The organism is Streptomyces viridosporus T7A, assembly GCF_008704515.1.
Classification (GTDB): domain Bacteria; phylum Actinomycetota; class Actinomycetes; order Streptomycetales; family Streptomycetaceae; genus Streptomyces; species Streptomyces viridosporus.
On sequence record NZ_CP023700.1, the window covers coordinates 3,683,659 to 3,702,481 of the forward strand.

The following is an 18,823-nucleotide window of genomic DNA, read 5'->3' on the forward strand; positions in this document are numbered from 1 at the left end:
GCCCGACGACGATGGGGGAACCACCCACGCCCTCGGGGCGGTGGGTGCGGTGGCGTCAGGTGGTGACGGGTGGTGTCAGGTGGTGACTGACCTGGTGTCAGGTGGTGACTGACCGGGCGGCGGTCAGCCGGTGGAGACGCCGAGGGCGGGGAGGACCACGGCGTCGATGTACGAGGCGAGGAATCTCTGGGTGGGCGGCAGGTCGTCGATCAGCGTCCGCGTGGCGAACGCGCCCACGAACATGTGCGTCACGTACTCCAGCGCCGGATTGTCGGGGCGGACCTCGCCCCGGTCGATCGCCTGCCGGATGATCCGCCGGAACTCCTCGATCTCCGGCTCCACCAGGAGTTCCTTGAACGCCTGGCGCAGGTCGTCGTTCATGTGCACGGCCATGGACAGCGCCCGCATCAGGGCGACGTTCTGCTCCATGGCGCAGTCGTCCTCACGCGCGATGATGGCGTGCAGGTCGCCGCGCAGGGAGCCGCTGTCGATGTCGGCGATGCTGCCCGGCTTCTGGCTCCGCAGCGCCTTCACCACCAGCTCGGCCTTGCCGCCCCACTGGCGGTAGAGGGTGGCCTTGCTGGACCGGGTGCGGGCGGCGACGGCGTCCATGGTGAGGGCGTCGTAGCCGACCTCACGGAGCAGGTCGAGCACGGCCCGGTACAGCTCGGCCTCGCGCTCGGGGGTGATCCGGCTGCGACGTGCCGTCGCGGCTTCGCCCATCCCCTCCACCTTCCCGTTCCACTCCGGTCCGACCCATCGCGCCGAACGAAACCGTTTCGTACAGGGCGAGAATACCCCACTCACTTAAGGGAACGAAACCGTTTCGTACGTGCTCCGGGTCACGTCCCCTCGCTCCCGTCTGCCCGAGTTGCTGCGGCCCATCCCCGGGAAAAGCATGGGAAGGGTGAGCTATCTGCGCCTGCCGCACCTCAACGGCGACCTGCTGTGCTTCGTGGCCGAGGACGACCTCTGGCTCGCCCCGCTCGACGGTCCGGGCCGGGCCTGGCGGCTCACCGTCGACCGCACCAAGCTCGGCCACCCCCGCTTCTCGCCCGACGGCCGCCACATCGCGTACACGAGCTGGTTCAGCCTCGACCCCGAGGTCCACCTCGTCCCGGTGGACGGCGGTCCGGCCCGCCGGCTGACCCACTGGGGCAGCTCCGACACCCGGGTCTGCGGCTGGGTGCCCCCCGAGGGGGAGAACGACGCCGAGATCCTCGCCGTCACCTCGCACGACGAGCCCTTCTCGTACTTCACCTGGGCCTACAAGATCGCCTGCGACGGCAGCCCGGGCCGCAAGCTGCCCTGGGGCCCGGTGACCGACATCCAGGTCGCCGACCTCGCCGGGGAGCGGAGGACACTGCTGCTCACCGGCACCCCGCCGCACGAACCGGCCTCCTGGAAGCGCTACCGGGGCGGGGCGACGGGCAGGCTGTGGCTGCACGGGCAGCGGCTGCTGGAGGGGCTCGACGGCCATCTGCACTCCCCCCTGTTCGTCGCCGGGCGGATCGCCTTCCTCTCCGACCACGAGGGCGTCGGCAACCTGTACTCGTGCGCGTACGACGGCTCCGACCTGCGCCGGCACACCGACCACGACGCCTTCTACGCCCGGCACGCCGCCAGTGACGGCACCCGGGTCGTCTACCAGTGCGCCGGCGACCTGTGGCTCGTGGACGACCTGTCCCCCGGCTCCGTCCCGCGCCGCCTCGACGTGCGGCTGAGCGGCCCGCGGACCGGGCGGCGCCGCTACCAGGTACCGGCCGCGCACCACCTGGACGGCCTCTCGGTCGACGAGACCGGCCGGGCGAGCGCCGTCGTCGTGCGCGGCAGCCTGTACTGGCTCACCCACCGCGACGGCCCCGCGCGCACCCTCACCGACACCCCGGGCGTGCGGGTGCGGCTGCCGGAGATGCTCGGCGAGAGCGGACAGGTCGCGTACGTGACCGACGCCGAGGGCGAGGACGCCGTCGAGATCGCCTCCCTGCCCCGGGCCAGCGGCCAACGCCCGCCCCGGCGGCTGGCCTCCGGGAAGCTGGGCCGGGTGCTGGAGATGGTGGCGGACCCGGACGGGGAGCGGCTGGCCGTCGCCGCGCACGACGGGCGGCTGCTGCTGGTGGACACGGACCCCTCCCAGGACGGCTCCGGCGGCGGGGTCACCGAGCTGATCCGCTCCGTCAACGGACCGGTGCGCGACCTCGCCTTCTCCCCCGACGGCGCGTGGCTGACGTGGTCGCACCCCTGGATCGGGCGGTCGCTGCGGCAGATCAAACTCGCCCGGATCGCCGGAACGACGGAGGGGGAGCGGACGGTCGTCGACGTCACCGACGGCCGCTTCGAGGACGAGAACCCGGTCTTCACCCGGGACGGCCGCTACCTCGCCTTCCTGTCCTGGCGCGGCTTCGACCCGGTGTACGACGTGCACACCGGCGACCTGTCCTTCCCGCTGGGCTGCCGCCCCTACCTCGTACCGCTGTCCTCGGCGACCCCCTCCCCGTTCGCCCTGAACCCCGAGGGCCGCCCGGCCGCCGGGGGCCTGGACCCGGCGGAGCGCGAGGAGGCCGCGGAGAGCGGGGAGAGCGGTGCGGTGACCGTCGAGGTCGAGGGACTGGAGAGCAGGGTCACCCCCTTCCCGGTCGCCGCCTCCAAGTACTCGGCGCTGCACCCGGTCGCGGGCTGCGGGCTGGTGTGGCTGCGCTGGCCGATCTCCGGCGCGCTCGGCGAGACCTTCGCCAACCCGGACGACACCAGCGGCCGGCCGACCCTGGAGCACTTCGGCATCACCAGGGCGAAGAGGTCCGAACTCGTCGACCACCTCGACTTCTTCGCGGTCAGCGGCGACGGCACCCGACTGGTCGTGGTCGACGAGGGCGAGCTGCGCGCGGTCCCCTCCACCGAGGCCGGCGACAGCGACTCCACGGTGTGGATCGACGCCCGCCGCATCCTGCACGAGGCCGACCCGGCGGCGGAGTGGCGCCAGGCGTACGCGGAGGCCGGACGGCTGATCCGCGCCTACTTCTGGGAGCCCGGCATGTGCGGCATCGACTGGGACGGGGTGCTGGAGCAGTACCGCCCCCTGGTCGAACGGGTCGCCTCCCCCGACGAGTTCGCGGACCTGCTGCGCGAGGTGCTCGGCGAGCTCGGCACCTCCCACGCCTACGTCACCGCCGCCCGCCGCAACGAGGGCCCGCCGCACTACCAGCGCCGCCAGGGCCTGCTCGGCGCCAACCTCGTGCCCCGCGAGGAGGGGTGGACGGTCAAGCGCATCCTGGCCGGTGACTCCTCCGACTCCCGGGCCCGCTCCCCGCTGGCCGGCACCGGCATCCGCGAGGGCGCGGTCCTCACCCATGTCGACGGCCGTCCGGTGGACCCGGTCGCCGGCCCCGATCCGCTGCTCGCCGGCGCGGGCGGGACCACGGTGGAGCTGACGTTCCGTCCGGCGGGGGGAAACGGCCCGCCCCGCCGGGTCGCCGTCGTCCCGCTGGTCGACGAGACGCCGCTGCGCTACCAGGACTGGGTGACCAAACGACGCGCGGTGGTACGGGAGTTGAGCGACGGCCGGTGCGGCTACCTGCACATCCCCGACATGGGCGGCTCGGGCTGGGCCCAGTTCAACCGCGATGTGCGCGGGGAGGTGTCCCGCCCGGCCCTGATCGTGGACGTGCGCGGCAACGCCGGCGGCCACATCAGCGAACTGGTCGTCGAGAAGCTGACCCGCACCATCCTGGGCTGGGACCTCACGCGCGACGCCCAGCCGGTGTCGTACGCCTCCAACGCCCCGCGCGGCCCGCTGGTGGCGCTCGCGGACGAGGCGACGAGCTCCGACGGCGACATGATCACCGCCGCGTTCAAACTGCTGGGGCTCGGCCCGGTGGTCGGCCAGCGCACCTGGGGCGGCGTGGTCGGCATGACCGGCCGGCACCAGCTCGGCGACGGCACGGTGATCACGGTGCCGATGAACGCGGCCTGGTTCGACGCCTACGGCTGGTCGGTGGAGAACAAGGGCGTCGAGCCCGACCTGGAGGCGCTGCGCACCCCGCTGGACTGGGCCGAGGGACGCCACGCCCAGCTCGATGACGCGGTCCGGCTGGCCGTCGACCTGCTGGAGACCAACCCCCCGGCCACTCCCCCGACTTACCGCGACGTCCCCGACCGCTCCCGCCCGAAGCTGCCGCCGCGCACCTGACGGGACGACCGTTTCGGACGGGGAAGGGTCGCGGGAACGCCGAAAGGGGCGCCCTTCGCCAGAGGCGCCCCTTCCGGACCAGCGCAGGACGTCAGGCGTCGTAGTCCTGGTCGAAGCGCTCCTCGGACTCCCGCCGACGCTGCGGGTGCTCCCGGTCCTCGTCCTGGCGGCGGCCGCGGTTCTGCATCTGCTCCTTGCCCTGCTGGGCACGCTGCTTGGCCTGCTGCTGGAACTGCTCGGTCTTCTCCTGGAACTGGTCCTTCATACCCATGTGGGTTCACTCCCGTGTGGGGTGGGGGGAACTTGCCCGACCAGATTCACACGGCCCATCACCCTGCGCATGTCGATCACTTACGCACCGTAGTGCGGTGCTGTTCGTCGGCGTTGCCGCCGGCTCCGACCAGCCCCGTGCGGATGCCGGAGAGCCGGTCCGCGAACCTCCGCATCTCCCGCTGCCCCACCGTCCCGATCAGCCCGGGCAGATGGCCGCGCACCCCCTGCATCCCGCGCAGCCACCACTGCCCGTACACGTGGGCGGCCCGCCGTTCGATCCCGTCCACGAGCCGGTCCACCGCGGGCCCCAACGGATAGGTCTTGTTGGTCGGCCACGGCAGCCGCTGCCTCAACTCCCGCATCACCTCGTCCTGGTCGGCCCCGCGCACCATGTCGGTGTCGGTCCACGACAGGTACCCGACGCCGACCCGCACGCCCCGGTGCCCGACCTCGGCCCGCAGACTGTGCGCGTACGCCTCCACACCGGACTTGGACGCGCAGTACGCGGTCATCATCGGCGCCGGGGTGAGGGCGGCGAGCGAGGCTATCTGGAGCAGGTAGCCCCGGCTCTCGACGAGCAGCGGCAGGAACGCCCGCCCGGTGACCGCCGATCCGATCAGGTTGACCTCGATCACCCGCCGCCAGGACTCCGGATCGGAGTCGACGAACGGACCGCCCGTCGCCACACCGGCGTTGGCGACCACGATGTCGACCCGGCCGAACCGCTCCCCGACCTCCCGCGCGACCCGGGCCATCGCCTCGTGGTCGGTGACGTCGGCGTGCCAGTGCTCGCTGTCGCCGTGCAGCCGCGCCGAGACCTGCTTCAGCGCGTCCGGCTCCAGCCCGACCAGCGCCACCTTCGCCCCGCGCGCGGAGAGCTTGCGGGCCAGCAACTCCCCCACGCCGCGCGCCGCTCCGGTGATGACGGCGACCTGTCCTTCGAGACTGACCCTGCTCATGATGCGCTCTCCTCGGCGGGAACGGCGGGAACGGCGGATTCGGCGGGAGCGAGGGCGGTCACGTGGGCGGCGACGAGCGCCCGGATCCTCCCGGTGACCTGCTCGGGCGCCTCGATCGGCGTCATGTGGCCGATGCCGGGAAGTTCCGTGACACCGGTGCAGTCGGGCAGCGCGGCGGCCAGCGACCGCGCGTGCACCGGTGGGGTGAACCGGTCCGCGGTGCCGACGACGACCTCGGTCGGCACCCTCAACTCCCGGACGCCGTGGTCGAGATCCAGCAGGTCGAGGACGCCCGACCAGGCGTGCCGCACCGTGCGCGGGCAGGCGTGCACGATGCGGGCGCACGCCTGGACCATCTCCGGGGTCGAAGCGGGGCCCATCGTCGCGTACTTGAGGATCCGGCGGGCGAGCGGCGTGACCGGTCCGAGCGGGGCCCGGGAGCCGAGCACCCGCCGGGTCAGCCGGGTCCGCACCCCGCCCGCGCGGATCGGCAGCACCGTCGACTCGGCCACCAGGCGCGAACTGCCCGTACTGCACAGCAGGACGGCCGCCGCGTGCTCGCGGAACACGGGCCGGGAGGAGGCGGCCATCACCGTCATCCCGCCCATCGAGTGCCCGGCGACCACCGCCCGCTCGCCCGGCGCGAGGGTGGCGCCCAGCACGGCCTCGAGGTCGTCGGCGAGCGCCTCGGTGCTGCACACGGGGCTCGCGGGGGTGCGCCCGTGGCCGCGCTGGTCGTAGGCGACGACCCGGTGGTCGGCGGCCAGGTCCCGGATCTGCGCCGCCCAGAAGGCGGTCGAGCAGGTCCAGCCGTGGGCGAGGACGACCGCGGGCGCCCGCTCGGGCCCGTGCACCTCGATGTGCAGCCGGGAGCCGTCGGCGGAGACGGCGGTCAGCTCACGGGCGGGGGCGGGCGGGACGTAGGGCCCCAAGGCGGCGGGGTCCGGCCGGCTCACGCGGTCACCTCCGCGCCGTCCCGGGTGACGGCGGCCCGCTTCGCGGGCGCCCGCAGGACGGCGTACTCGGACAGGTCCACGTGCCGGGTGGCGCGCCGGAACTCGGTGGTCGTGCCCGGCCAGACGGTGGTGTTGCGCCCGCTCGCGTCCAGGTACCAGCTGGTGCAGCCGCCGGTGTTCCACACCGTGCGCTTCATCCGCTGCTGCACCCGGTGGTTCCAGGCGCGCACCGCACTGGGCCGGGCGTCGAGGGCGACCCGGCCGCCGAGGACGTCGAGCTGGCGGAGGTAGTCGGCCAGGTAGTTCAGCTGGGACTCGATCATCAGGATCATGGAGGAGTTCCCGAGGCCGGTGTTGGGCCCGATGACCGTCATGAAGTTGGGGAACCCGGCGGCCGCGGCACCGCGCAGCGCCTGCATCCCGCCGGTCCAGGTCTCGGCGAGGGTCCTGCCCTCCGCGCCGACGACCCGCTCGGCGATGGGCATGTCGGTCACGTGGAACCCGGTGCCGAACACGATCGCGTCGACCTCGGCCTCGGTGCCGTCGGCGGCGACGACGGTCGACCCGCGCACCTCGCTCAGCCCGCTCGCGACGACGTCGACGTTGGGCTGGACGAGCGCCGGATAGTACGTGCTGGACAGCAGGATCCGCTTGCAGCCGATGCGGTAGTCCGGGGTGAGCTTGGCGCGCAGGGCCGGGTCCTTGACGACGCGGGCCATGTTGCGCTTGGCCAACTGCTCCACGAAACCCAGCTCGCCCGGGTGCTTGGTGAACGCCTGCACCTGCAACTCCCGCACGCCCCACAGCAGTCCGCGGCGCAGCTTCGTGGTGAGGGGCAGCGCCCGGTGCACGGCGCGCTCGGCGGCGCTGATGGCGCGGTCGGCGCGGGGCAGGACCCAGGCCGGGGTGCGCTGGAGGAGGGTGAGCCGGGAGACCAGCGGCTGGATGGACGGCACGATCTGGATCGCCGAGGCACCGGTGCCGACCACGGCGACCCGCTTGCCGCGCAGGTCGTAGTCGTGGTCCCAGCGGGCGGAGTGGAAGACCTTGCCGGGGAAGGTGTCGAGCCCCGGGATGTCCGGGGTCTTCGGCTCGGACAGCGGACCGGTGGCGGACACGACCACGTCCGCGCTGAGGTTCCCGCTGCTGGTCTCGATGTCCCAGCGCAGCCGCTCGGCGTCCCACACCATCCGCTTCACCTCCGAGTCGAAGCGGATGTGGGGCCGCAGTCCGAAGACGTCGGTGACGTGCTCGAGGTAGGCGCGGATGTGCTCCTGGCCGGAGAAGGAGCGCGGCCAGTCGGGGTTGGGCGCGAAGGAGAACGAGTACAGGTGGGACGGCACGTCGCACGCGCAGCCGGGATAACTGTTGTCCCGCCAGGTGCCGCCGACGCTGCCCGCCCGCTCCAGGACGACGAAGTCGGTGATCCCCTCGCGCCGCAGCCGCACGGCGGCCCCGAGCCCGCCGAACCCGGACCCGACCACCGCCACCCGTACATGCTCGTGTTCACGCTCGTGCTCGTGCTCGGCCATCCCTAAGCCTCCACGCCTCGCTCAGAACTCCGCCAGTGAACACTGGCGCAATGGGGAGCGTAGAGCAGCCCCGTACCGATGGGTAGGGGTCACGCGACGAAAGTTACCGCCGGTACACACCCGGGCCCGTCCGCCGGACAGGCCCTAGGCTGCTGACGTGGCAGAGGACAACGCAGGACCCGGCGAGCGGCGCGAGTACCGCATGGAGGAGCTGGCCCGGCTGGCCGGCATCACGGTGCGCACCCTGCGCTTCTACCGCGAGCGCAAGCTGATCCCGCCGCCCCGCCGCGAGGGCCGCATCGCCTGGTACGACGACCACCACCTGGCCCGCCTGCGCACCATCACGGCCCTGCTGGAGCGCGGCCACACCCTGAACGGCATAGCGGAGCTCGCCGAGGCCTTCGACCACGGCCGCGACGTCGGCGAACTCCTCGGCATGGAGACCCCCACCGAGGAGACCCCGGTCCGCCTCACCCCCGAGGAACTCGCCGACCACTTCGCCGGCCAGGTCACCCCCGAGAACCTGGCCGCCGCGCTGGACCTCGGCTACCTCGGTGTCGACGGTGAGGAGATCGTCCACATCAGCCGCCGTCTGCTGGACGTGTCGTCCGCCCTGGTCCGCGAGGGCATCCCGCTCGCGGAGGTGCTCCGCGCCGGCCGGGAGGCCCGCGCCCACGCCGACGCCCTGGCCGACCTCTTCGCCGGCCTGATCCTCCGCCACGCCCCCGAGGAGGCCCTCCACCGCCTGCGCCCCCTGGCCCGCAGCGTGGTGGACGCGGAACTGTCCCTGGCCCTGGACCGGCGGCTGCACAAGAAGGACTGACCGCCGCCGGGGACCGCGCAGCCGTTCCCGCACCGCCCACCCGCTCATCCCGCACCGCCCACCGGCGCGTCCCTCCACCGCCCGCCGACGCGCCCTCCCGGCGGTGCGGACGGCCCCCGTCCCGCGGCCGGTCAGTCGCCGGCGAGTTCGGCCTGCCGGAGGAGGGGGCTGGCGCTCGACGCCCTCTGCGGCATTCTGCCGCCACCGCCCGACGGGAGCTGACGGCTACGGCGTACCGGATCTGGAGCAGTTCGGCGAGTGCCGGGTCCAGGCCCTCGCGGGCCGCCGTGCCGAAGGAGACGAGTGCCGTGAACGCCTTCGGCACGGCCCGGGCGAAGCCGATGCGGGTGCTGTCGGCGGCGGTGCTCTCGTTCGTCAGGCCCACGACGCCACGGTCGCGCAAGACCCCCGACGGAGTTCGTTCCGGCGCGGATCACGGGCCGATCCGGCCGGCGCCCGCATCGGCCCGTCCGCCGTGAGCCGGCTACTCGAAGACCACCGTCACCGGCGCGTGGTCCGACCAGCGCTCGGCGTGCGTGGCCGCGCGCTCCACGTACGCCTCGACCGCACGCTCCGCGAGCCCCGGGGTCGCCATCTGGTAGTCGATGCGCCATCCGGTGTCGTTGTCGAAGGCCCGCCCCCGGTACGACCACCACGAGTACGGCCCGTCGACGTCCGGGTGCAGCTTCCGCACCACGTCGACGTATCCGCCGTCGGTCGGGGTGAGGACGCGGGAGAGCCACTCCCGCTCCTCCGGCAGGAAGCCCGAGTTCTTGGTGTTCCCGCGCCAGTTCTTCAGGTCGGCCTTCTCGTGGGCGATGTTCCAGTCACCGCACACCACGACCTCCCGCCCCTCCCCGGCGGCCCGCTCCCGCAGCTCCTTGAGGTACGCCAGGAACTCGCCCATGAAGCGGACCTTCTCCTCCTGCCGCTCCGTGCCGACCTCACCGGAGGGCAGGTAGAGCGAGGCGACGGTGACCCCGGGCAGGTCCGCCTCCACGTACCGCCCGCTGCCGTCGAACTCGGTCGAGCCGAAGCCGACCTGGACACGGTCGGGTTCCCGCCGGGTGTACAGCGAGACCCCCGCGCGCCCCTTCGCCGCGGCGGGCGCGTGCACCACGTGCCACCCCTCGGGCGCCCGCACCTGCTCGGGCAGCTGCTGCGGCTCCGCCCGCACCTCCTGCAGGCACAGCGCATCGGCGGGGGTCTGCGCCAGCCACTCCACGAAGCCCTTCTTCGCGGCGGCGCGCAGTCCGTTGACGTTGACGGAGGTCACAGTGAGCATCAGGGCACGATACCGGCACACTGGACAAGGTCCAATTCCGGACCGAGATCGCGCTCCCGTTCACCCCGGGGTTTGTTTTACCGTGCTCGGCATGAACATCCGCCGAGTCCCCTACGACCACCCCGACGCAGTGAAGCTGGACGCCGAGGTCCAGGCCGAGTACCACGCCCGCTACGGCGACGGCGGCGACGCCACCCCCATGGACCCGGCGGACTTCACACCCCCGAACGGCGTCTACCTGATCGCCTACGACGAGAACGACGTCCCCGTCGCCTCCGGCGGCTGGCGCGTCCAGGACGCCAACGGCGAGGGCAACCGCGACGGCGACGCCGAGCTGAAGCGCATGTACGTGATCGAGCAGATGCGCGGCCGGGGCCTGGCCCGCCGCATCCTGGCCGCCCTGGAGGAGGACGCCCGCGCGGCCGGCCGCGTCCGCGTGGTCCTGGAGACCGGCACCAAGCAGCCGGAGGCGATCGCCCTGTACACCTCCAGCGGCTACGAGCCGTGCGAGCCGTTCGGCTACTACCGCTTCCACGAGGAGAGCCGCTGCTACGCCAAAGCGCTGTAGGGGTCCGCCGGTGCGGACGAGCGGTTCCCGCGGAACGGTGCGGTCGACCCGGGGTCGGCCGGAAGCACACCCGCTCGCGGAAGACGCCGTCCGCCCCGGCCCTCAGATGCGCACCACCGCCTCGTCGGGGAGTTCGGGAAACAGGCGCACCCTCGACTCCGTGATGCATTCCACAACGGCCGGCTCGTCCCGCGCCGTCTCGGCCAACTCGGTGGCGTTCCTCTCGTCGCCCGATGCGGTCCTGCCCCGCCCCCGCAGGCACCGCACGACCGCGGACCTCAGGGTTTCCTCCATCACTTTCGGATGGGACTCGACATAGGTCGGCTCGACCATGGAGAGATGGGAGAGGTTGCAGCGCTGCACCGCCGCGTTGTACGAGGCAGGATCACCCGACGGTGTTATCTGATACAGCAGACTCAGCCCGTCGATCGGGCTGAGTACCGGGTCGGTCACTTCATATCCCGCGCCCCTGACGCAGGAAATGAACTCGTTCATCGCCCTGCCGTATTCCGCGGCGTCGACCCTGCCGTCCTCCAGCGCCCACCGCTGCCCCGGCAACGAGGTCTCTTCCGGGGCACCCCGGACGCTCCGGCCGGCGTCCGGGGCGCACCCTGCGGCCGCCGCGGCGAGAACCAGCCCGGCGACGAGCGAACCGGCGCGCACGCATCAGCTCCTGGTGACGTTGCAGGCGTCGCAGCCCCAGTGGAGTCCGTGCTTCGCCTTCGCCCCGAAGCGCGCCGTCGCGTAGGCGGACCCGTTCGATCCGTAGACGCGCGTGGACCAGTAGCCGTCGCTGCGCTCCAGGGCGGCGCTCAGCCTGCCCGCGCAGGTGCCGCTCTGCCGCGTCGTCTGGGCCCAGCTGTGCCCCTCGCCGGCGGTTCCGTTGTGCCCGCTCGACACGTAGTTCGTTCCGCAGCTGCGGTTCACGGCCCGATTGTTCCCGAGCGCGTGCGCGGGAGCCGCGAGAAGGGGCGCTGCCGCGACGGAGAGGAACACCGTCGCAACCAATGTCGATACGGACAGACGTCCCGTGGTTCCTGCCATCACTTCTCCCTTTTCGGAAAACGGTTCCCGCGGACTCACGATTCGGTGTGCCGACGGAGCGGAACCTGAGGAGCGGTTCGGCGATCGTGCAGAAAGCTTCTCCTCAACCGGGTTGCCCGACAAGAACATTGAGGGGGATGAAATGTGTTCGAGTTCGCCACGTTCACATGAAACGGCCGGTTTCGCGGACAAGGGGGTTGACCAAGCCCCCAGGAGTGACGGTGACGGGCCTGCCTTGTCGGCGACGCGGCGGGGCCGGGCGGGTTCGTCGGGGGCGGAGCGGACTCACCGGAGCCGCACTCCGGGACCGTGCGGCCCCGGACGGCCGTCACCTCCGCGTCGGCCCGCTCCGCCCCCACTCCCTTAAGTCGACCTTAAGCATGCATTAAGCGATCAGCCGAAGACCGTGCTGCGTCAAGTAACCGCAGCTCAGGGCCGGTTGGGAAACAAACCGGGCAGTTTGTTGCGCTGTGAACCGTCCGTAGCATCGGGGCTCCCCCCGGGTTCGGGTCTCCCCCCACTCTCTTCCCCACCCCCGGACCCGGGGTCCCCCCACTCCACCCCCCACGGAACTTCCCCACAGACGAGGTGTGTTCAGTCATGGCCGCTCATCGCGCGCGCCGGTGGTCACTCGGCGGGTCCGCCCTGCTGGTCGCCGCCGCCTTCACCTTCATCACCGCGGGACCGTCCGCCGACCGGGCCGACGCCGCCCCCGCCCCCGCCGCACTGACCTGGTCCGACGAGTTCGACGGCCCGGCCGGCAGGGCTCCGGATCCCAGCAAGTGGACGCTGGAGACCGGTGGCAGCGGCAACGGCAACCACGAGCTGCAGTACTACACCGACAGCACGGACAACGCCGCCCTCGACGGCAACGGCAACCTCGTCATCACCGCCCGCAAGAACACCGACCCCCACCTGAAGTGCTGGTACGGCACCTGCCAGTACACCTCCGCCCGCCTCAACACCGCCAGGACCTTCACCCAGGCCTACGGCCACTTCGAGGCGCGCATCAAGGTGCCTCGCGGTCAGGGCATGTGGCCCGCCTTCTGGATGCTCGGCAACGACCTGGGCACGGTCGGATGGCCCCACAGCGGTGAGATCGACATCATGGAGAACGTCGGTCACGAACCCCGCACCGTCCACGGCACCGTCCACGGCCCCGGCTACTCGGGCGGCGGCGGCATCGGCGCCTCGTACACGCTCCCGAACGGCGCCGCCTTCGCGGACGACTTCCACGTCTTCGCGGTCGACTGGACCCCCGAGTCGATCACCTGGTCCGTCGACGGCATCGCCTACCAGACCCGCACCCCGGCCGACCTGGGCGGCAACAGGTGGGTCTACGACCACCCGTTCTTCCTCATCCTCAACCTCGCCGTCGGCGGTGACTGGCCCGGCAGCCCGAACGCCGGCACCGCGTTCCCGCAGACGATGACCATCGACTACGTGCGCGCCTCCACCTCCGGCGGCTCCGCCGAGAACGGCGGCACCACCCGGACCGGCGCCGTCAAGGGCATCGGCGGCATGTGCGTCGACGTCGCCGGCGCCTCGACCGCGGACGGGACCCCGATCCAGCTGCACGACTGCACCGGCGTCGACGCGCAGAAGTGGACCCTGGGCAACGACGGCACCGTACGCGCCCTCGGCAAGTGCCTCGACGTACGCGGCGCCTCCACCGCGGACGGAACGCCCGTGCAGCTCTACACCTGCAACGGCACCAAGGCCCAGCAGTGGGCCCACACCTCCGGCCGCGACCTGACCAACATCGGTGCGGACAAGTGCCTGAGCACCAGGGGCAGTTCCTCCGCCGACGGCACCCCGCTGCAGATCCGGACGTGCACCGGCGCCGCCGACCAGAAGTGGACGGTCGGCTGACCCCACCGCCCACCGACGCCACGCCCTCCGGCTCCATCACGAGCCGGAGGGCGTTCGGCGTCCGGCGTCCGGTCGGCCGCCTGAACCGGGCGCCGGACGCAGTGGTCCCCGGCCCCCGCTGACGCGCTTGGCGTGCACAGCACATCGGTACCGCGTCGGTCCGCCGCGGCCGGGCGTCGGCGGGGAGACGCCGGCACGATCCGGAGCAGGTGCCGTACAACGTGCCGGAGCCCCGGTCGGTGACACCGACCGGGGCTCCGAGATGCGTGGGCCGTTCGCGGGTGGGTCTGACCTGCGCCGACGGAGGCATGGCGGCGGACCTCCCCACCGCCTGGAAGATCATTCCCCAGCTACCCGCACAGGGCGTCCACAGGCGCCCACCTGCTTGCCGGTACGGTCCCGCCCAGGATCCGCAGCGCCTTTGAGACCGTGTCCTGCATGGTGAGGCGGTCGTTGGGCCCATCATGGGGCGGGGTACGTGGAGTTGGATTGTTCCGGACGGGCTGTGGGAGATCGCGGAGCCGCTGATCCCGCCGTCGAGGGTGCGACCTCAGGGTGGCGGGACGCCGGACACACCGGATGAGACGCTGTTCGCCGCGATCCTCTACGTGCTGGTGTCCGGATGCGCCCGGCGGGCCCTGCCGCCGGGCTCCGGGATCTCGAAGTCGACCGCCCACCGCCGGTTCCTGATCCGGTCGCGGGCCGGTGTCTGGGGCCGGCTGCACGAGGGAATCCTGCACCGCCTGGACGACGCCGGCCTGCTCGACCTGTCCCGGGCCGTGCTCGGCTCCGCCCACGTCAGGGCTTAAAAGGGGCGAACACACCGGTCCGAGCCCCGTGGACCGGGGCAGGCCGGGCTCCAAGACGCACGTCCTGCCGGACGCGAACGGACTGCCCCTCGTTGTCGGCGTCTCCGCCGCCAACGTCCACGACAGCGAGGGCCTGAAGCCGATGGTGGCCGGTCACCAAACGGGACACGACCCGCATCGCGGCCGGTATTTCAAGCCCGAGCGCCTGCACGCCGACAAGGCCTATGACGTGCCTCACCTGCGGAAATGGCTGCGCGGCAAGCGGATCGGAGTGCGGATCGCCCGCAGGGGCATCGAGTCCGGTGAACGGTCGGGCCGCCGCAGGCGGGTGATCGAGCGGACGATGCCGTTGCAGCGCCGGCAACCACAGGGCCGGTGCTCGGACGCCGGTCACGGTGCCGGACGCCTCCGCTGCAGCAGCCAGGTCCCCCCTGTCACTGTCCCCGTCACCAATAAGCCCACTATCAGCGACTTCCTGAACTCCTCCGCCTTGCTGCCGTCGTCCGCGATGACCACCGACAGCGCCGTGATGACGACCGTGATCACCAGCCCGATGGCCAGGTTCTTCCTCACTCGCGATTTCAGCAACTGCTCCTCCTTCTCGATGGGTGCGGCGCCGCACCGGGTTGTCATCCGTTCGGGTCGGTCAGTACGGTCTTGCGCCGTGTCCGTTACGGACGTTGCCGTCCGCCCCCCTCGGACGGGGCGTCATGCTTCTCGTGCTTCTCATAGCCGGCCCGCGAGTTGCGCATTCAGGGTCTGGACGACGCACGGTTACTTCCGGATGTGAGCCAGAGCCGTTCTCTGCGCAGTCCCGTTCCGCCCATCAAACGCACACGCCACCACCGAGCGGGCGTGAACGTCCAACCCAACACTCGTACGCTCAAGATGCACCGGCGCCTCCCTGTGGATGAGGCCCTACCGACACCCATCGCCGGCAACCCGCGTCCATCTTCACGAGCGAGGCGTCGGGCCTGCAGACCGCCTAGCGCGTGGCGGACTGTGATCCGCCTACGGCGGACAGGGAAGGCGGCTCATAGTCGTACAGGTATCCCTGCGCCCGTTCGAAGAACGGGAGGAGTACGCGCATCTTCGCCGCGTTGATCTGTCGCTTCACGGCGCCGGGCCTCTTGCTCTCACGGGCGTCGTGCCCGTGCTTGAGCAGCTTGTCGATGCGCGGGCGACGTGTCGCGTCGTAGGCCCTGAGTGCCGCTGGGACGGTCGGGGCGCTGCTCAGCGCCGCCGCGAGCTCCAGTGCGTCCTCGATGCACATCGAGGCGCCGTGTCCGACGCCGACGGGGTGGGCGGCGTCGCCGACCAGGACCATGCGCCCACTGTGCCACTTCTGGACCGGGTCGCAGACGTTCAGGTAGCCGGACGCGACTATCGACGTCGCGGCTCCGACGATGGCCCTCGGCATTGCCTCCGGAAACAGCTCGGTGACGCGCCGCAACCATTGCGCTTCGTCGACGCCCCGCAGGTCGGGCTTGACCGGATCCCCGATCTGCGCCGTCCACCACTGGGTTCGTTCGTCGATGCCGGTGTATACAAAGGCACCGTTGCGCGCGTAGGTGAGGTTCCAGACGCCCGGCTCGACACCCGTCATGGTGGAGATTCCGGCGACCCCGTAGAGCCCCGCGTACTCCGCGCGCGGCGCGGACGAGTCGATCAGCCCGCGCACGGTTGACCAGACGCCGTCGGCGCCCACGAGCAGCTCCGCGGTGTCGCGCCGGCCGGAGGCGAATTCGGCCACCACGCTGTCCGCTGACTCCGTCGCGCCCACCAGGCGTTCGCCGGTGACGATCTGCGCGCCCGCGTCGAGCGCCGCGCGCCGCAGGACTGCCACGAGCCGTCCGCGCTGGAGCGAGATGCTGCGCATCGAGTCGGCCTCGCGCCGAAGGCGTGGCACGTCACCCAAGAGGTGGCCGCCCGCCGTGTGGAACCGCATCCGGTCGATGGGGAATCCGACCGCCTGTACGTCGCGTAAGCAGCCCAGCTTCTCCAGTGCGCGCAGGCCGTTGACCGCCAGGCTGAAGTGGGCGCCGACGTCCTCGACCGGAACCTCGTACGCCTCGTAGACGGTCACGTCGTGACCGATCTGCTGCAGTGCAAGGGCGATGGCGGGTCCGGCTATCCCGCCACCGATCACGATCGTCCGCACGATGCCTCCCTGAATTGACTTTCACTGAATATTGATTCAGTGAAAGTGTGCTCCGATACGCTGGCGTCTGTCAACAGCCGATGGAGGACGACATGCCGCAGGCGAGTACCGCCAGTCGAAAAGTCCGGGCGGCCCAGACCCGTGCCGCGCTGCTGGACGCGGCGCGGGGGCTGTTCAACGATCGCGGCTACCTCAATACGAAGATCACCGACATCACCGCCGCGGCCGGACGCTCGACCGGCTCGTTCTACGAACACTTCGCCGGCAAGGACGAGCTGCTCCAGGCGCTCCTCGCCGAGATGGAGGATGCGATCGACGAGCGCATGGTCGGCCTGGAGCACCCCCGCGACCACGACCTGACCGACCGCGACCAGCTGCGCGACCACGTCGGTGTCGCGTGGACGGTGATGCGGCAGAACCGCCCGGTCACGCTCGCACTGTTTCAGGCGATGGTGGCCGACGACCCCGGCACGGGCCGGGCCTGGCGCGACCTGCGCGAGCAGACGGGAACCATTCGGGAGCATCTGGAGTACCTGGTCGAGCGCGGACACCAGCTGCCCGGCGACCCCGAGTTCATCGCGGCGGCGATAGGCGCGATGCTCGTCACCCTCAACTACGCTGTGCTCACGCCTCCCGGCGGCGAAGACGACCAGCACGTCATCGACACCCTGACGGATCTGCTGTTGCACGGGCTGACCGGACCGGCGTCACGATCAGCGGATGGACCTTGAAAGACCGCGTGCGCGTCGATCCCGCGCTGGTCGAGGACGAGGCTTTGCTGACGCGGTCAGGCTCAACACTGCAGCCTCGTGCGTTCCGCGTCGCGGGATTGCGCTTCGCCGGTGCGTGAGTGAAGTGACCCTTGCCATGCGTTCCTTCCGGCATGGCCGGGCGGGAGGGTGAGTGAACGCAAGCCGTATCCGAGTGACTTGTCGGACGAGCAGTGGTCGTTGATCGAGCCGGTGATCACCGCGTGGAAGGACCGGCACCGCTCGGTCAGCGGCCACCAGGGCGCCTACGACATGCGGGAGATCGTGAACGCGATCCTCTGACTGGGCGATGACCCACGTCATGACCCGACGCCTCACCGGCGCGAACGCCCCCACCTGGCGCGAAGAACGGGCGGCGGCAGCGTGAACCTCCGGCCCCTGCTCGATGCCCTGGACCTCCAGGAAGACGCCGCCCAGACCCCGGCCGACGACCCTCCGCGCACAGATCGACGACCTGCAGACCCGGTTACGGGAGGCCGAGACACACCTGGAGCACCTCGCGATCACCCGCAAGACCGTCACCGGCCTCGCCGACCGGCTCCCGGCCGGCCCGCCGGGTCCGCCCGAGCACCCGAACTACCCCCGCATCTTCGACGCCTTCAACCACGCGACCGGACCGCTACGGGCCAAGGACGTCTGCGAAGCCCTCGGCCACGAACTGCTGCCGAAGAACGTCGAAGGCACCCGCGCCAAGCTGAAACGCCTGGCCAAGCTCGGCATCCTCGCCGAGATCGACACCGGCGGCTTCGCCAGGAAGCAGTAACCGAAAAGGCCATTGCCCAGTAGTCCTGTCCCAACCTCACCTGGAAACAGACATAAACCCACGAACCGCCCTCTTACAGTCTTGACCGTCGCACTCGTGCAGCGCAGTCCCGGCAATGAGGGCACGCAGGCCAGTCGGGGACGGGGGCAGCGGTGGGGGCGAGTCACTCTTCCAGCGTTTGGACGCAGAAGAAGGCGCGGCCCGAGAAGCACTCGATCGCCGACGGAGTGAGGTGGCGCGCCTGGAGGAGCACCTGGCGCACCTGGCCATCACCCGGCGAACGGTTCAGGCGCTGCTCGAAAACCCGACTGGCTCCTCTCGTTCGGAGGAGCAGCCCCCGGCCCAAGGAGAGCGCCCGCACGGTCCTCGACCTGGAGGCCGCCGAAGTCCTCATGCCTTACCCGGCGGTTCCGGGCGCAGCCAAGCCCGCCCGGGACGTCATGGGCCGCAGCCCGTGACCGGCCGCCCGGACCACATCTGAAGATCGACGGCCCACGAGACCGCAGGCACACGGCCCCACGCCCGCGGTCCCCGCGGCATGCCCGCATCTCCACCGCCGATCCCGACCCGCCGCCCGAAGGGCGTCGCCCCAGCGGGCAGGTGGAAAGACTTGCGTACTAACCACGCCTGAAACGGCGAGATCCCGACCCGACGGTGACCGTCTGATCGGGATCTCGCAAACCGTTCCCGGGCTAACCCGCGAACGGCCTGATGCGTGGACCTGAGGGGATTTGAACCCCTGGCCCCCTCGATGCGAACGAGGTGCGCTACCGGACTGCGCCACAGGCCCTTGCAACGAGTGAAACTTTAGCATCCCCATCG

General features: G+C 71.3%; 17 protein-coding genes, 1 tRNA gene and 2 pseudogenes. 9 read left to right on the forward strand and 11 right to left on the reverse strand.

Annotated features, from left to right (window positions below):
- Positions 1-123 precede the first annotated feature (123 nt).
- The gene (locus CP969_RS16940) at positions 124-723 is read right to left on the reverse strand and encodes a TetR/AcrR family transcriptional regulator (RefSeq protein ID WP_016825888.1); all 600 of its coding nucleotides are present in this window, start codon (positions 721-723) and stop codon (positions 124-126) included.
- A 184-nt stretch (positions 724-907) separates the two neighbouring features.
- On the opposite strand from CP969_RS16940, the gene CP969_RS16945 reads away from it, so the two are divergent.
- Positions 908-4,186 (forward strand): S41 family peptidase, encoded by a 3,279-nt coding sequence (locus tag CP969_RS16945; RefSeq protein WP_016825887.1) that lies wholly within the window; start codon positions 908-910, stop codon positions 4,184-4,186.
- A gap of 91 nt (positions 4,187-4,277) precedes the next feature.
- On the opposite strand, the gene CP969_RS16950 is transcribed toward CP969_RS16945, so the two are convergent.
- From CP969_RS16950 to CP969_RS16965, 4 genes are all read right to left on the reverse strand, one after another.
- Positions 4,278-4,457: a hypothetical protein gene (locus CP969_RS16950; RefSeq protein WP_004986948.1), complete on the reverse strand. Its 180-nt coding sequence runs from the start codon at positions 4,455-4,457 to the stop codon at positions 4,278-4,280.
- A gap of 76 nt (positions 4,458-4,533) precedes the next feature.
- Positions 4,534-5,418, reverse strand: coding sequence for an SDR family oxidoreductase (locus tag CP969_RS16955; protein WP_004986946.1), 885 nt, complete (start codon positions 5,416-5,418; stop codon positions 4,534-4,536).
- A complete protein-coding gene (locus CP969_RS16960) occupies positions 5,415-6,374 on the reverse strand; it encodes an alpha/beta fold hydrolase (protein ID WP_016825885.1) in 960 nt (319 codons plus the stop codon). Before CP969_RS16960 ends, CP969_RS16955 begins: the two co-directional genes overlap by 4 nt.
- Entirely contained in the window at positions 6,371-7,906 is a 1,536-nt protein-coding gene (locus CP969_RS16965; protein WP_016825884.1) for a flavin-containing monooxygenase, read from the reverse strand. The genes CP969_RS16960 and CP969_RS16965 overlap by 4 nt, the downstream gene beginning before the upstream one ends.
- Before the next feature lie 202 nt (positions 7,907-8,108).
- Between CP969_RS16965 and CP969_RS16970 the strand changes: the two genes are divergently transcribed.
- Together CP969_RS16970 and CP969_RS33250 are read left to right on the forward strand one after the other, a co-directional pair.
- A complete protein-coding gene (locus tag CP969_RS16970) occupies positions 8,109-8,729 on the forward strand; it encodes a MerR family transcriptional regulator (protein ID WP_016825883.1) in 621 nt (206 codons plus the stop codon).
- 308 nt (positions 8,730-9,037) lie between these two features.
- On the forward strand, positions 9,038-9,208 hold the full coding sequence (locus tag CP969_RS33250) for a hypothetical protein (protein WP_016825882.1): 171 nt from the start codon (positions 9,038-9,040) through the stop codon (positions 9,206-9,208).
- A 5-nt stretch (positions 9,209-9,213) separates the two neighbouring features.
- Here CP969_RS33250 and CP969_RS16980 read toward each other — a convergent pair whose 3' ends face one another.
- Positions 9,214-10,014, reverse strand: a complete 801-nt coding sequence (locus CP969_RS16980) for an exodeoxyribonuclease III (protein WP_016825881.1) — start codon at positions 10,012-10,014, stop codon at positions 9,214-9,216.
- Between the two features lie 91 nt (positions 10,015-10,105).
- Between CP969_RS16980 and CP969_RS16985 the strand changes: the two genes are divergently transcribed.
- Positions 10,106-10,582 (forward strand): GNAT family N-acetyltransferase, encoded by a 477-nt coding sequence (locus tag CP969_RS16985; RefSeq protein ID WP_026085114.1) that lies wholly within the window; start codon positions 10,106-10,108, stop codon positions 10,580-10,582.
- Positions 10,583-10,684: 102 nt separating this feature from the next.
- Here CP969_RS16985 and CP969_RS16990 read toward each other — a convergent pair whose 3' ends face one another.
- Both CP969_RS16990 and CP969_RS16995 read right to left on the reverse strand, forming a co-directional pair.
- Positions 10,685-11,245: a hypothetical protein gene (locus tag CP969_RS16990; protein ID WP_016825879.1), complete on the reverse strand. Its 561-nt coding sequence runs from the start codon at positions 11,243-11,245 to the stop codon at positions 10,685-10,687.
- 3 nt (positions 11,246-11,248) lie between these two features.
- The gene (locus CP969_RS16995; RefSeq protein ID WP_016825878.1) at positions 11,249-11,509 is read right to left on the reverse strand and encodes a hypothetical protein; all 261 of its coding nucleotides are present in this window, start codon (positions 11,507-11,509) and stop codon (positions 11,249-11,251) included.
- A 717-nt stretch (positions 11,510-12,226) separates the two neighbouring features.
- Between CP969_RS16995 and CP969_RS17000 the strand changes: the two genes are divergently transcribed.
- Positions 12,227-13,498, forward strand: coding sequence for a glycoside hydrolase family 16 protein (locus tag CP969_RS17000; RefSeq protein ID WP_016825877.1), 1,272 nt, complete (start codon positions 12,227-12,229; stop codon positions 13,496-13,498).
- Positions 13,499-13,962: 464 nt separating this feature from the next.
- Positions 13,963-14,653: pseudogene (locus CP969_RS17005) on the forward strand (IS5 family transposase); the annotation flags it as partial.
- A 44-nt stretch (positions 14,654-14,697) separates the two neighbouring features.
- Here CP969_RS17005 and CP969_RS17010 read toward each other — a convergent pair.
- Together CP969_RS17010 and CP969_RS17015 are read right to left on the reverse strand one after the other, a co-directional pair.
- Positions 14,698-14,880, reverse strand: coding sequence for a hypothetical protein (locus tag CP969_RS17010; RefSeq protein WP_223887160.1), 183 nt, complete (start codon positions 14,878-14,880; stop codon positions 14,698-14,700).
- Positions 14,881-15,292: 412 nt separating this feature from the next.
- Positions 15,293-16,468 carry an FAD-dependent oxidoreductase gene (locus tag CP969_RS17015; protein ID WP_016825875.1) on the reverse strand — a complete coding sequence of 392 codons (1,176 nt, stop codon included), beginning with the start codon at positions 16,466-16,468 and terminating at the stop codon, positions 15,293-15,295.
- A gap of 80 nt (positions 16,469-16,548) precedes the next feature.
- Between CP969_RS17015 and CP969_RS17020 the strand changes: the two genes are divergently transcribed.
- The 3 genes and pseudogenes from CP969_RS17020 (at position 16,549) to CP969_RS17030 (ending at position 18,001) form a co-directional block, all read left to right on the forward strand.
- A complete protein-coding gene (locus CP969_RS17020) occupies positions 16,549-17,199 on the forward strand; it encodes a TetR/AcrR family transcriptional regulator (protein WP_016825874.1) in 651 nt (216 codons plus the stop codon).
- Between the two features lie 168 nt (positions 17,200-17,367).
- Positions 17,368-17,517: pseudogene (locus tag CP969_RS17025) on the forward strand (transposase); the annotation flags it as partial.
- Between the two features lie 106 nt (positions 17,518-17,623).
- On the forward strand, positions 17,624-18,001 hold the full coding sequence (locus CP969_RS17030; protein WP_016825872.1) for a hypothetical protein: 378 nt from the start codon (positions 17,624-17,626) through the stop codon (positions 17,999-18,001).
- Positions 18,002-18,717: 716 nt separating this feature from the next.
- On the opposite strand, the gene CP969_RS17040 is transcribed toward CP969_RS17030, so the two are convergent.
- Positions 18,718-18,791: transfer RNA gene (locus tag CP969_RS17040), tRNA-Ala, on the reverse strand.
- Between the last annotated feature and the right edge of the window lie 32 nt (positions 18,792-18,823).